The 14,985-nt window shown below is 74.4% G+C and carries 4 protein-coding genes; all 4 read left to right on the top strand.

Going from position 1 to position 14,985, the window contains the following annotated elements; all coding sequences use genetic code 11:
- Positions 1–26 precede the first annotated feature (26 nt).
- The 4 genes from ACGFK0_RS20665 (at position 27) to ACGFK0_RS20650 (ending at position 14,971) form a co-directional block, all read left to right on the top strand.
- The gene (locus tag ACGFK0_RS20665; protein WP_392906960.1) at positions 27–12,332 is read left to right on the top strand and encodes an amino acid adenylation domain-containing protein; all 12,306 of its coding nucleotides are present in this window, start codon (positions 27–29) and stop codon (positions 12,330–12,332) included.
- 112 nt (positions 12,333–12,444) lie between these two features.
- Positions 12,445–13,464 (top strand): iron-siderophore ABC transporter substrate-binding protein, encoded by a 1,020-nt coding sequence (locus ACGFK0_RS20660; RefSeq protein ID WP_392906842.1) that lies wholly within the window; start codon positions 12,445–12,447, stop codon positions 13,462–13,464.
- Positions 13,464–14,774 (top strand): lysine N(6)-hydroxylase/L-ornithine N(5)-oxygenase family protein, encoded by a 1,311-nt coding sequence (locus ACGFK0_RS20655; protein ID WP_392906840.1) that lies wholly within the window; start codon positions 13,464–13,466, stop codon positions 14,772–14,774. Before ACGFK0_RS20660 ends, ACGFK0_RS20655 begins: the two co-directional genes overlap by 1 nt.
- Entirely contained in the window at positions 14,774–14,971 is a 198-nt protein-coding gene (locus ACGFK0_RS20650; RefSeq protein ID WP_392906959.1) for an MbtH family protein, read from the top strand. Before ACGFK0_RS20655 ends, ACGFK0_RS20650 begins: the two co-directional genes overlap by 1 nt.
- Positions 14,972–14,985 lie beyond the last annotated feature (14 nt).

Here is a 14,985-nt window from a genome sequence, read left to right as displayed (position 1 = left end):
CAAGGCTAACCTAACCGGCGGTGGCGATGCCGACAGCGAAGAAGCCGACAGCGAAAGAGTTGAGCGTGCAGGAGCAGACGACGACGGCACGGCGGCGCGAACTGATGCGGCGGATGATGGCCGAGGCCGGACTCGGCCCGGACACCGCCGGGCTCACCCCGCGGGAATCCGGCGGACCGGCGCCCCTGTCGTACGCGCAGCAGAGCATGTGGCTGCACCACAACACGTTCCCGGGCAGCCCCGCCTACAACGTCTGCCTGCTCATCCGCATGTCGGGGCCGCTCGATACGGGCGCGTTCCGTGCGGCGCTGCGCGGGTTGATCCGGCGGCACGCCGTCCTCCGCACCACCTACGCGGACGGGGAGGACGGCGGTGCCGTGCAGGTCGTCGGCGACGACGCTTCGCTGGACCTGGAGCCGGCCGACCGCCCGGACGCGGGGGCGCGGGCGGCGGAGCTGGCGGCGGTGCCGTTCGACCTGCGGAACGAGCGGCCCATCCGGCTGGAGCTGCTCCGGCTCGGCGAGGACGAGCACGCGCTCGTCCTCGTGGTGCATCACATCGCGTGGGACGGCATGACGTGGGGCACGCTGTCGCGTGACCTGTCGGCCCTTTACCGCGCGGCGGTGACGGGGGAGCCGGACGGGCTGCCCCGGCTGGACGTCCAGTACGCCGACTACGCCGAGTGGGAGCAGCGGCGGCCGGTCGCCGAGGACGATCTCGCGTACTGGCGTGCCCGCCTCGATCCGCCGCCCGCGCCGCTCGACCTGCCCGCCGACCGTCCGCGCGGCGCCGTGCTCTCCGAGCGGGGAGGACGCCGGGCGCGGCTGTTCGACGACGCCGTGGCGGAGGGGATGAGGAGGCTCGCCGCCGAGGAGAACGTCACCTCGTTCGCGGTGATGCTCGCCGCCTACGCCGTCCTTCTGCACCGCTACACCGGCGCCGGCGATGTGGCGATCGGGTCGGCGGTGATGAACCGGGAGCACGCCGGGATCGAGCGGCTCATCGGCAATTTCGGCAACACGCTGGTGCTGCGGACGGACCTGTCGGGAGCGCCGACGTTCCGGGAGGCCCTGCGCCGCACCGGCCGGACCTGCGCGGAGGGTTTCGCGCATCAGGCCCTGCCCTACGACCGCATCGTCCAGGATCTGCGGCCGGCTCGGGAAAGGGGGCGTTCCGCGTTCTTCGACACGATGCTGCTGTTCCTCGCCCAGGAGATCGGCGAGCTGGACCTGCCCGGTGTCACGTCCGGCTGGACGCATGTCCACAACGGCACCGCCCACTTCGACCTGTCGCTGGAGGCGTTCGTCAGGCCGCAGGGCATGACGGTCGAGGCCACGTTCCGCCGCGAACTGTTCGACGACGAGCGCATCGACGCGCTGCTCGGCCACCTCGAGACGCTCCTGAAGGACGCGCTGGCCGATCCCGACCGCCCGATCGGCGCGCTGGAGGTCATGGACGCCGGCGAGCGTGCCCTGATCGAGGACGCGAACGCCACCGGTCATCCCGTTCCGGACACGAACGTGGTCGCGTTGTTCGAGGAGCAGGCGGCGCGCACACCGGACGTCCCCGCGATCGAGAGCGGGAACGCGTCCCTCACCTACGCCGAGCTGGACGTGCGGTCGTCGGCGCTCGCGGCGGAGCTCCGCGCGCGGGGCGCCGGGCCGGAGGGCATCGTCGCGCTCGCTCTGCCCCGCACGCCCGATCTGGCGGTGGCCCTGCTCGGCGTCCTGAAGGCGGGCGCCGCGTACCTGCCGCTCGACCTCGACCATCCCGCCGACCGGATCGCCGGCATGCTGGACGACGCCGCGCCCCTCTGCGCGATCGTCACCGGCGAGACCGCGCACCTGCTGCCGGACACGACGAGCCTCCTGGTTCTCGATGGCGGGAGAAAGGGCGGGAGAACGGGCGAGAGAAACGGCGGGAGACAGGCCGCCCCGGCGGCGCCGTCCGCCGAACCGCGCGGTGACGATCTCGCCTACGTCATCTTCACCTCCGGTTCGACCGGGCGCCCCAAGGGCGTGGCCGTCCCGCACGGCGCGCTCACGAACTTCCTGCTCACCACGCGCTCCCAGCTGAACCTCGGGGCGGGCGACCGGCTCGTCGCGGTGACGACGATCGCGTTCGACATCGCCGCCCTGGAGCTGTTCGCTCCGCTGATCAGCGGAGCGACGGTCGTGCTCGCCGGCCGGCGGGACGTCCGCGACCCGGCCGCGCTCGCCGCGCTGCTGGAGGGCGCCACGGTCGTGCAGGGCACCCCGTCGCTGCTCGGGACGCTCGATCCCGCCGCGCTGAAGGGGCTGCGGGTGCTGGTCGGAGGTGAGGCGCTGCCCGCCGCGCTCGCCGAGTCGCTGGAGGCGTCGGCCTCGCTCGCGACCAACATGTACGGGCCGACGGAGGCGACGATCTGGGCGACGTCCGCGGACCTGCCCGCGTCCGGCATCGGCGACCCGCTCTGGAACACGCGCGCGCACATCCTGGACGGGGCGCTGCGTCCCGTCCCGCCCGGTGTGCCCGGCGAGCTGTACCTGGCGGGCGCGCAGCTCGCCCGCGGCTACGTCGGCCGCCCCGACCTGACGGCGGAGCGGTTCGTCGCCGACCCCTGCGGCCCGCCCGGCTCCCGCATGTACCGGACGGGCGACCTGGCGCGGCGCGGCCGGGACGGGTCCATCGAGTATCTCGGCCGCACCGACGACCAGGTGAAGATCCGCGGGTTCCGGATCGAGCCCGCCGAGGCGCAGGCCGTCCTCGCCGCGCGGCCGGGCGTCGCGCACGCCGCCGTCGTGGTGCGCGAGGACCGCCCCGGCGAGCCCCGGCTCGTCGGCTACTACGTCCCCGAAGGCGACCTGGACGAGGCCGCTCTGCGCGACGCGCTCGCCAAGGCGCTCCCCGAGTACCTCCCTGAGTACATGGTGCCGTCCGCCCTCGTCGCCTTGGACGCGCTGCCCCGCACGGTCAACGGCAAGCTCGACCGTGCCGCGCTCCCGGCGCCCGGAGCCGAGATCTCCGGACGGGCCCCGCGCGACGCCCGCGAGGCGGCGCTCTGCGCGATCTTCGCCGAGTTGCTCGGCGTCGAAGGGGTCGGCATCGACGACGACTTCTTCGCCCTCGGCGGGCATTCGCTGCTGGCGGCCCGCGTCGCGGCCAAGGCCCGCGCCGTCCTGGGCGCGGCGCCGTCCATCGCGGACGTGTTCGAGGCGCCGACCGTCGCCGCGCTCGCGCCCAGGCTGGTGGAGGCCGGCGGGGTGCGCGTCCGCGACGTCGAACGGCCGGACGTCGTCCCGGCGTCGGCCGCGCAGCGGGGGCTCTGGCTGGAGGAGCGTCTGCGCGGCCCCTCCGCCTCGTATGCGCTGCCGCTCGGGCTCCGCCTCCGCGGCGCCGTGGACGAGGCCGCGCTGGACGCCGCGTTCGGCGATGTCGTCGCGCGTCATGAGGCGCTGCGCACGCTGCTCGTCGAAGGGCCGGACGGCCTGCCCGTCCAGCGCGTTCTCGAACCGGCCGTCCCCGTGCGCCTCGCCGTGATCGACGCGCGGGCCGAGACGCCGCAGCGGCGCGCGGCCATCGAGCGGGACGCCACCGCGCACGTCTTCGACATCGGCCGGGACCTGCCGGTCCGGGGCACCCTCGTCCGGACGGGCGACGCGGCATGGTCGCTGCTGCTCCTGCTGCACCACGCCGCCGCCGACGAATGGTCGTTCACACCCCTGCTGGCCGACCTCGCACGCGCCTACGAGGCCCGGCGGGACGGCCGCGAACCCGGCTGGGAGCCGCTGCCCGTCCAATACGCCGACTACGCGGCCTGGCAGCGGGAGGCGGCACCGGGAATGTCCGCCCAGCTCGACTACTGGGAGAGGGCCCTCACCGGGCTGCCCGAGGAGACCGTTCTCCCGTTCGACCGGCCGCGTCCGGCGGAGGCGAGCCACCGGGGCGGGCTCGTGCCGTTCCGGCTCCCGGCCGCCGGGGCGCGGCGGCTGGCGCGCGACACCGGCACCAGCGTGTTCATGGTCCTGCACGCCGCCGTCGCGGCCCTGCTCCAGCGGTCCGGCGCGGGCGACGACGTGGCGCTCGGGTCGCCGATCGCGGGACGCGCCGACGAGGACCTCTCCGGCCTGGTCGGCGTCTTCGTCAACCCGCTCGTCCTGCGCACCGATCTGTCCGGCGACCCCACGTTCGCCGAGCTGCTCGACCGGGTGCGCGGCACCGACCTCGCCGCGTTCTCCCACGCCGACGTCCCGTTCGAGCGGGTCGTGGACCGGCTCGCCCCGGAGCGTTCGCTGGCGCGCAGCCCCCTGTTCCAGGTGATGATCGTCCACCAGCGGCTGGACGACGTGCGGCTCGCGCTGCCGGGCGTGCGCGCCGAGCCGTTCCTGCCGGAGACCGGCGGCGTGAAGTTCGACCTCGACCTGTACTTCGCCGAGGGCCCCGCCGGTGAGGGGGACGAGGAGATCGAGGGCTTCGCCGCGTTCGCGGCCGACCTCTTCGACGCCGCGACCGTCGAGCGGCTCCTGGACGGCCTGGACGAGCTGCTCGGCCAGGTCACCGCCGATCCGGAGCGGAGGCTGTCGACGCTGGGCGCCCCCGTCGAGCATCCCGTCACCGCCCGCGACTTCCCCGTGCGGACGGTCGCCGCCCTCGTCGAGGAGCAGGTCGCGCGCACACCCGGCAGGACCGCCGTCGTCTTCGAGGGCACCGAACCCGCCTCCACCGAACCCGCCTCCACCGAACCCACCCACACCGAACTCACCTATGCCGAACTCGACCGGCGCGCCGAGGCGCTCGCCGACCGGCTCGCCGCCGCCGGCGCCGGGCCCGAGCAGGTCGTCGCGCTCGCGCTGCCGCGCTCGGCCGAGTTCGCCGTCGCGCTGCTCGCCGTGCTGAAGACGGGCGCGGCCTACCTGCCGGTCGACCTGGCCCATCCGCCCGCCCGGGTGGACATGATGCTGGACGCCGTCCAGCCGCTGCTGGTCCTCGGCCGGGACGAACCACCGCTGGACGCACCGCGCCGCGCACGGCCGGACATCCGGCCCGACCATCCGTCCTACGTCGTCTTCACGTCCGGGTCGACCGGGACGCCCAAGGCCGTCGCCGGCACGCAGCGGGCCCTCGCCAACCGGCTGGCCTGGGGCGCGGACCTCGCCGCGCCGGGCGTCCGCGTCGCCAAGAGCTCGCCCGCGTTCATCGACGGCACGACCGAGCTGCTCGGCGGCCTCGTCGCGGGCGACACCGTCGCCATCGCCGGCGACGCGACCGCCACCGACGCCGTCGCGCTCGCCGCCTTCATCGAACGGCACGGCGCCGCGCTCGTCACGCTCGTCCCGAGCCTCCTGTCGGCGCTGGTGGACAACGGCCTGCCCGCGTCGGTCACGACCTGGGTCAGCAGCGGCGAGGCACTGCCCGCCGCGCTGGCCGGGCGGGTCCCGGCCCGGCTGGTCGACCTGTACGGGTGCTCCGAGGCCGCCGGGGACAGCCTGATGGCCGTGCCCGGGGAAGACGCCGTGCCGGGGGAGGGGGCCGGGGGACTGCTCCCCATCGCGAACACCCGTGCGCACGTCCTGGACTCCGCGCTGCGCGAGGTTCCCGCCGGGGAGCTGTACCTCGCGGGCGACGGGCTGGCCCGCGGCTACCTCGGCGACCCGGCCCGCACCGCCGAGCGGTTCGTCGCGAACCCGTTCGGCCCGCCCGGCTCCCGCCTGTACCGCACCGGCGACCGGGTGCGGCGCCGCCCGGACGGCGGACTCGACTTCCTCGGCCGCGCCGACGCGCAGATCAAGATCCGCGGCTTCCGGATCGAGCCGGGCGAGGTCGAGGCGGTCCTCGCCGCCCAGCCCGGCGTCCGGTCCGCCGCCGTCGCCGCGCACGGCTCCCGGCTCGTCGGGTACGTCGTGGGCGACACCGACGCGGAGATCGACGCGGAGGTGGACGCGGGGGTGGACGCGGGGGTGCTGGACGGCCGGCTCCGCGGCCTGCTGCCCGACTACCTCGTCCCCGCCGAGCTGATCGTCCTGGACGAGCTTCCGCTCAACCCGAACGGCAAGGTCGACCGGCGCGCCCTGCCCGAGCCGGGACGGCCCGCCGCGGGGCGGGCGCCGGCGACCGGACCGGAACGCGTCCTCGCCAGGCTGGCCGCGACCGTCCTCGGCCGCGACGCCGTCGGCGCCGACGACGACTTCTTCCGCACCGGCGGCGACAGCATCAGCGCGGCGCTCCTCGTCGCCCGCGCCCGCCGCGCCGGGCTGTCGTTCACCGTCCGGGACGTCTTCCGGCTGCGGACGGTCGAGGCGCTCGCCGCGGCGGCCGCCCCCGCCTCCGCCCCCGGACGCGCCGCCGTGGAGGCCGGCACACCCGGTGAACTGCCGCTGTCGCCGCTCCAGGAGGGGCTGCTCTTCCACCTCATGCTGGCGGGCGAGGGCCGCGACATCTACGTGCAGCAGGCCGTGGTGACGCTGTCGGGGCCCGTCGACCCGGACCGGATGGCGGACGCGGTGCGCACCGTCCTGGACAAGTTCCCCAACCTGCGCGCCGGGTTCCGGACGGACGGCGACCGCGCGGTGCAGTTCGTCCCCGACGACGTCGAGGTCCCGTGGACGCACGCCGGAATCGCCCCGGACGAACTGGACGCGTTCGTCGACGCGCAGCGCGCCAAGCCGTTCGACCCCGGCGAACCGCCGCTCATCCGGTTCGCCCTCGCCAGCCTCGGAGCCGGCGACCACCGGCTGATTCTCACCTCCGAACTGATCCTGCTGGACGGCTGGTCCGGCGGCCTCCTCGTCACCTCCCTCCTCGACGCCTACACCGACGCCGCCGCCGAGGCGGCCCGTCCCGTCCCGCCGTTCCGCGCGTTCCTCGACTGGGTGAGCGGACGCGACAGGCCCGCCGCCGTGGAGGCGTGGCGCCGCGCCCTCGACGGCTTCGACGAGCCCGCCCTGGTCCGCCCGGGACTGGCCGGCCGCCCCGCCGACCCCGCGGCGGCGGGGGAGGTGCACCGGACGCTGCCGCCGGAGCTCGCGGAACGCCTCGACGCCGTCGCCCGGGACCGGGGCGTCACGCCCGGCACGCTGTTCGAGACCGCGTGGGGCCTGGTCCTGATGGGCCTCACCGGACGCGACGACGTCGTCTTCGGCTCCTCCGTGTCCGGCCGCCACCCGGACGTGGACGGTGTCGAGTCCATGGTCGGCCTGCTGTTCAACACCATCCCGGTGCGAGTGCAGGCCGGCCCGGCGGACGCGCTCACGACCGTCCTCGACCGCGTCCAGGCCGCCCGGTCGGAACTGTTCGACCACTCGTTCGTCGCGCTCGCCGACGTCCAGCGCGCCACCGGCCTCGGCACGCTCTTCGACACGCTGTTCGTCTTCCAGAACTTCCCCGGCATGCCCACCGGCCGCGGGTTCGGCCCGGACGGCGACCTGCGCGTCCTCGGACGCGAAGTCCGCGACGCCACCCACTACCCGATCACCATGGTGGTCGAGCCGGGCGCGGCGCTGCGCGTCATGTACCGGGGCGACGCGTTCACCGAGGCCGGCGCCGGACGCGTCACCGACCGGTACGTGCAGGTGCTCCGGGCGCTCGCGGAGTCGCCCGGGACGCCATGGCACGGCCTCGACCTGCTCCTTCCCGAGGAACACGAGCGCCTGCGCCGCGAATGGGACGAGGCGCGCCGTCCCGTCCCGGAACTGACGGTCGCCGAACTGCTCGCGGAACGCGCGGCGGAACGTCCGGGCGACCCGGCCCTGGTGTCCCTCCCCGACGTCCGCCTCACTTACGGGGAGCTGAACGCCGAGGTCAACCGCCTCGCCCGGCTCCTGCTCGCGCACGGCGCCGGCCCCGAACGCGTCGTCGCGCTCGCGCTGCCGCGCTCCGCGCAGATGGTCGTCGCGCTGTTCGCCGTCCTGCGCACGGGCGCCGCCTACCTGCCGCTCGAACTCGACCACCCGGCCGACCGGCTCGACCACATGCTCCGGGACGCCGCCCCGGCCTGCCTCGTCTCGCACCGCGGCATCGCCGCCGGACTCACCCACTCCGGCACGACCCTCGCGCTGGACGACCCGGAAACCGCCCGGACCCTCGCCGGCCTGCCGGGCACGGACCCGGCCCCGGACGAGCTGCCCGGCTTCGCCCCGGGCACACCGGGGCGCCTCGACCACCCCGCCTACGTCATCTACACGTCGGGCTCCACGGGACTTCCCAAGGGCGTGGTGACGCCCTACCGGGGTCTCACGAACATGCAGTTCAACCACCGCGCCAACATCTTCGACCCGGTGGTGGAAGCCGCGGGCCGCCGGCTGCGGATCGCGCACACCGTGTCGTTCTCCTTCGACATGTCGTGGGAGGAGCTGCTCTGGCTGATCGAAGGCCACGAGGTGCACGTCTGCGACGAGGAACTGCGCCGCGACGCCGAGGCGCTCACCGCCTACCTCCGGCGGCACCGCATCGACGTCATCAACGTGACCCCGACGTACGCGCAGCAGCTCCTGGACGAGGGGCTCCTGGACGGCGGGCACCGCCCGCCGCTCGTCCTGCTCGGCGGCGAGGCCGTCCCGGCGTCGGTGTGGGACCGGCTCGCCCGGGCCGACGGCGTCCTCGGCTACAACCTGTACGGCCCGACCGAGTACACGATCAACACGCTCGGCGGCGGCACCGGGGACAGCGCCACCCCGACCGTCGGCAAGCCGATCTGGAACACCCGCGGCCACGTCCTCGACGGCCGGCTGCGGCCCGTCCCGCCCGGCGCGCCCGGCGAGCTGTACATCGCGGGCGCCGGCCTGGCCCGCGGCTACCTCGGCCGCGCCGACCTCACCGCGGAACGCTTCGTCGCGGACCCGTACGGCCCGCCGGGGTCGCGCATGTACCGGACCGGCGACCTCGTGCGGGTCCGCGACGACGGCAACATCGACTTCCTCGGCCGCACCGACGACCAGGTCAAGATCCGCGGCTACCGCGTCGAGCCGGGGGAGATCGAGACCGCGCTCGCCGCCGAACCCGGCGTCGGGCAGGCCGCCGTCGTGGCCGCGGACACCGGCGTCGCCGGCGTGAAGCGCCTCATCGGCTACATCGTCCCCGACGGGACGCGGGAGGGCGCCGCCGTCGAGCAGCTCGCCGAATGGCGGCAGATCTACGACGCCGAGTACACCGAGGTCGGCACCGTCGTCCACCGGGAGGAGTTCGCCGGCTGGGACAGCAGCTACGACGGCGCCCCGATCCCGCTGGACGACATGCGCGAGTGGCGGGAGACGACCGTCGAGCGCGTCCGTGCCCTGCGTCCCCGCCGCGTCCTGGAGATCGGGGTGGGCGCGGGCCTGATCCTCACGCGCCTGGCCCCCGAGAGCGAGGAGTACTGGGGCACCGACTTCTCCGAGCCGGTCATCGCGAAGCTGCGAGCCGATCTGGGCCCGGACTCGCCGGTGCGGCTGAGCCACCGTCCCGCCCACGACACCGATGGCCTGCCGGAGGGGCATTTCGACACGATCGTCGTCAACTCGGTCGCGCAGTACTTCCCGGGCCCCGGCTACCTCCAGGACGTCATCGGCAAGGCGATGGCGCTGCTCGCACCGGGCGGGGCGCTGTTCCTCGGCGACGTCCGCGACCTGCGGACCGTCCGGTGCCTGCACGCGGCGATCCGGCTCGGACGCGGCGGCGGCGACCTGGACGCGGTCGAGCGCGCCGTCCGGATGGAGAAGGAACTGCTGCTCGACCCCGCGTTCTTCACCGCCTTGGACGGTCCCGCACGCGTCGATGTGCTCACCAAGCGCGGCACCCGCCACAACGAGCTGACCCGGCACCGCTACGACGTCGTCCTCTGGAAGTCCGTGCCGCCCGCACCGGAGACGCCGGTCGTCGACTGGAGCAGCCTGGGGGAACTGGAGGAACAGGTGGAACAGGTGGAACCGGGCGAACCGGGGGCGGGGCCGGCGGGCCCGCTGCGGGTCCGGGGGATTCCGGACCCGAGGCTCTTCGGCGAGGTCGCCGCCCTGCGGACCCTGCGGGACGGCGGATCCCCGGACGAGGCCCGCGAGGCGCTGGCCGCGGCGCCGGAGGGAATCGAACCGGAGACGCTGCACGCGCGGTACCCGGGCGTGGTCCTCACACCGTCCGACCGGATCGGGTACTACGACGCCGTCTTCGGCGGGGGAGCGGCGGGACCGCCGGCCGAGCCCGGACGGGCGCCCGCGTCCTACGCCAACGACCCGGTCGCCGCGCGCGACCACGGTGTTCTGGCCGGGCGGGTCCGCGAGGCGCTCAAGCGGCGGCTGCCCGGCTACATGGTGCCGAGCGCGATCATGACCCTCGACGCGCTGCCGCTGACGGTGAACGGCAAGCTCGACCGCCGCGCCCTCCCCGACCCGGGGCGGGGCGGCCCTCGCGGGGAAGGGCGCGGCGGCGGGAGCCGGGCCCCCCGCACACCCGTCGAGCGGCTCCTGTGCACGCTGTTCGCCGAGGTCCTGGACGTCCCCGGGGCCGGCGTCGACGACGACTTCTTCGACCTCGGCGGCCACTCGCTGCTGGCGACCCGGCTCGTCGGCCGGGCCCGCAAGGTGCTCGGCGCCGAACTGGCGATCCGCGACCTGTTCGAGGCGCCGACCGTCGCGGAACTCGCCGGGCGCGTCCACCGCGACGCCGGCGCGGACGCCGCGGCACGGCCCGCCCTGGGACCGAGGGAACGCCCCGCGCGCATCCCGCTGTCGTCCGCGCAGCGCCGCCTGTGGATGCTCGACCAGCTCCTCCGCGAGGACGACGGGCCGCGCGGCGCCTACCATCTGCCGCTCGCCGTCCGGCTCCGCGGCGATCTCGACCTCGCGGCCCTCGAAGCCGCGATCGCCGACGTCACCGCCAGGCACGAGAGCCTGCGGACGGTCTTCACCGAGCATGACGGCGTCCCTTACCAGCGGATCCTCGCCCCGGAGGAGGCGCGTCCCGTCCTGGAGGTGGCGGCGTGCGCGCCCGAGGACGTCATCGCCAGGCCGTTCGATCTCGGCACGGAGATCCCGCTGCGGGTCGCGGTGTTCCCCGAGGGGGAGCGCGAGCACCTGCTGCTCGCCGTGTTCCACCACATCGCGTTCGACGAGTGGTCGTTCGGGCCGTTCGCCCGCGACGTCGCCGAGGCGTACACGGCGCGGCTGGACGGGGCGCCGCCCGCGTGGGAGCCGCCTCCCGTCCAGTACGCCGACCACACGCTGTGGCAGCGGGAGCTGCTCGGCGACCCGCTCGACCCGGGCGGCGTCCACGCCCGGCAGCTCGACCACTGGGCGCGCGCACTGGCGGGAGTCCCGGAGGAGATCCCGCTGCCGGTGGACCGGCCGCGCCCCGGCACCGCCGGGCAGCGCGGCGGGACCCTGGCCGCCACCCTGCCGCCCGGCCTGACACGTCGGCTGCGCGGCGTCGCGCGGGACGCCGGCGCCAGCATGTTCATGGTCTGCCAGGCCGCCGTCGCCGCCCTCATGCACCGCATGGGCGCCGGAGACGACATCCCCCTCGGCAGCCCCGTCGCCGGACGCACCGAGGAGGCCGCGCGGGATCTGGTCGGCTTCTTCGTCAACACGCTCGTCCTGCGCGCCGACGTGTCCGGCGACCCCGCGTTCACCGAGCTGCTCGCCCGCGTCCGGGAGGCCGACCTCGCGGGCCTCGCCAACCAGGACCTTCCGTTCGAGGCCGTCGTCGAGGCGCTGCGTCCGCGCCGGGTTCCCGGCCGCAACCCGCTCTTCCAGGTGATGGTCGGGTACGAGAACCAGGGCGTCGGCGACGTCCGGTTCCCCGGGCTCGAGCAGCGGGAGGCGTCGTTCGGGCCGGGCGCGGCGAAGTTCGACCTCGACTTCATCTTCCGGGACGGGGCGGACGCGCGTGGCGGGACGGACACGCTCGGCCTGGTCGTCGACTACTCCGCCGACCTGTTCGACCGGGACACGGTCGCCGCGATGGCGGACGGCCTGATCGCCCTGCTGGAGGCGGTCGCGGCCGACCCGGGCATCAGGGTCGGCGCCCTCCCCTCCGTCTTGACGGCCCGTGCGGTCACGGCCCGTGCGGTCACGGCCCGTGCGGTGACGGCCCGTGCGGTATCGGCCGGGGGCGTGACCGCCGGTACGGCTCCGCCGGCGGCCGGGGCGGACGGGACGGACGCGGGGCGGGGCAGCGAACTGGAGGCGCTCCTGTGCCGGATCTTCGCCGAGGAGCTCGGTGTCCCCGAGGCCGGCCCGGCCGACGACTTCTTCGACCTCGGCGGCCATTCGCTGCTCGCCATGAAACTCGTCCGGCGGATCAGGAGGGAGCCCGGATGCCAATCCCTGAAGATCGCGACCCTGATGGAGGCGCCCACCGTGGCGGGGCTCCTCGCCCGGTTGCGGTGAGGCCGCTCATACCCCTGCACCCATTGCGTAGTTAGGTGAGGCTAACCTAATATTCGGTCGAAAACCCCTGCAATCCCGCCCCCTGAGAAATGTGGAAGGACACCGGTCCTCTATGCGCACCATGATGCGGCGTGCGGCCGTCACTGCGGCACTCGTCCTGAGCCTGGGCATGGTCGCCGCCTGCGGCGACGACGAGCCGTCGGGCGGTACGTCCGGCGGCGGCGAGTCCGCCGGGGCGTTCCCCGTCACGGTCACCCACAAGCTCGGCACCGCCACGATCGAGTCCCGGCCGGAGCGGATCGTCGCGCTCGGCGAGGTCGACCAGGACGCGCTGCTCGCCCTCGGCGTCACGCCCGTCGGCATGGCCGAGCTGACCGGCGTCCAGGCCGACGGCCTCGCCCCCTGGACCGCCCCCAGGATCACCGGCGAGAAGCCCAAGCTGCTCAAGGCCGGCGAGGCCGGATTCAACCTGGAGGAGATCGCGGCGCTGCGCCCCGACCTCATCCTCGCCGCCGGCGACTTCTTCATCGACAAGGAGTACGAGAAGCTCTCCAAGCTCGCCCCGACCGTCGCGTACCAGACCGGCCCCGCCGAGGACGCCTGGCAGCAGATCACCCGGCAGGTCGCCACCGCCATCGGCCGCCCCGAGGACGGGAAGGCCCTGGTCGGCAAGGTGGATGCCCAGATCGCCCAGGTGAAGGAGAAGCACCCCGCGCTGAAGGGCAGGACGTTCGCGTTCACCAGCGTCTTCCCGAACGGGAACATCGGCGTGATGAAGTCCGGGGAGGACACCAGCGTCAAGCTGCTCAGCGAGTTCGGCATGGTGCTGCCCGAGTCGCTGAAGAACCTTCCGGGTGAGGGCTTCGCCGCCGAGCTCAGCATGGAGAAGATCTCGGTGCTGGACGTGGACGTGCTGATGAGCCACTACAACGACGACCCCGCCACGCAGAAGAAGGTCGAGGGCAACAAGCTGTTCTCCGGCCTCGCCGTCGTCGAGCGCGGCTCGTACGTGCCGCTCGACCTGGAGGCGTTCTGGCCGCTGCGCACCCCCACCCCGCTGGCGGTCCCCTACGTCATCGAGCAGGTCGTCCCGAAGATCGCCGAGGCCGCGGCCAAGGCCGAGTCCGCCTGATGCCGGAGGTGCGCGTGCAGACCCCCGTCCATGACGTGGTGGGCATCGGGTTCGGCCCGTCCAATCTCGCCCTCGCCGTCGCCCTCGACGAGGAGCGCGGCGCGGAGCACGGGCGGGGCGTGGACGCGGTGTTCTTCGAGAAGCAGCCGGAGTTCGGCTGGCACCGGGGCATGCTGATCGACGGCGCCACCATGCAGGTCCACTTCCTCAAGGACCTGGTGACGCTGCGCAACCCCGCCAGCCCGTACTCGTTCCTGTCCTACCTGCACGCGAGGGGCCGGCTGGTCGACTTCGTCAACCACAAGACGATGTTCCCCACCCGGGTCGAGTTCCACGACTACCTCGAATGGACCGCGGCCGCGTTCGCCGACCGCGTCCGCTACCGGTCGGAGGTGGTCGCGCTGCGGCCGCGCGACGACGAGACCCTCGAAGTCGTCGTGCGCCGCGACGACGAACTGGAGACCCACCTCGCCCGCAACGTGGTCGTCGGCGCCGGGCTCGAACCCGTCCTGCCCGGGGGCGTCCGGCCGGGCGAGCGGATCTGGCACACCGAGGACCTGCTCACCCGGCTGGACGAGCGGCCCGGCTGGACCCCGAAGCGGCTCGTGGTGGTGGGGGCCGGGCAGAGCGCCGCCGAGGCCGTCGAGTACCTGCACCGCACCTTCACCGAGACCGAGATCTGCGCGGTCTTCGCCCGGTACGGGTACTCGCCCGCCGACGACAGCGCGTTCGCCAACCGCATCTTCGACCCGCAGGCCGTCGACCACTACTACGCGGCCTCCGGCGACGTGAAGCGGATGCTGTTCGAGTACTCGCGCAACACCAACTACTCGGTGGTGGACCTCGACCTCATCGACGAGCTGTACCGGCGCGCCTACGCCGAGAAGGTCGCGGGCGCCGAACGGCTCCGCATCCTCAACGTCTCCCGTGTACTGGACGTCCAGGACGACGCGGGAGGGCTGCGGGTGCGGGTCGGGTTCCTGCCCACCGCCGAGGCGGCGGACCTGGACGCCGACGCGCTCGTCTACGCCACCGGCTACCGCGAACGCGACCCGTTCGCCCTGCTCGGCGAGGCGGGCGCGCACTGCCTCACCGGGCCGGACGGGCACCCGGTGATGGAGCGCGACTACCGCATCGCCACCGAGCCCGGCCGGGAGTGGTCGGTCTACCTGCAGGGCGCCACCGAGCACAGCCACGGCATCGCGTCGTCGCTGCTGTCCATGACCGCCGTGCGCACCGGCGAGATCGTCCGCTCCATCGCCCGCCGGTCCGCCCGCGTCGCGCCCGGCGTCCTTCAGAAGGGGGCATGATGACCAACCCGTTCGACGACGCCGGCGGGACGTTCCTGGTCCTCGTCAACGACGAGGGCCAGCACTCCCTGTGGCCGGCGTTCGCCGACGTCCCGCCGGGCTGGACGACGGCGTTCGGCCCCGCGCCGCGGCCCGGCTGCCTCGACCACATCACCGCGAACTGGACGGACCTGCGCCCCCGGAGCCTCACCTCCTGACGCGCGCGGCGGGC

The organism is Spirillospora sp. NPDC048823, assembly GCF_043198445.1.
Classification (GTDB): domain Bacteria; phylum Actinomycetota; class Actinomycetes; order Streptosporangiales; family Streptosporangiaceae; genus Spirillospora.
Note: the sequence above shows the minus strand (reverse complement) of the source record. Positions and strands in the feature narration are given on the sequence as shown.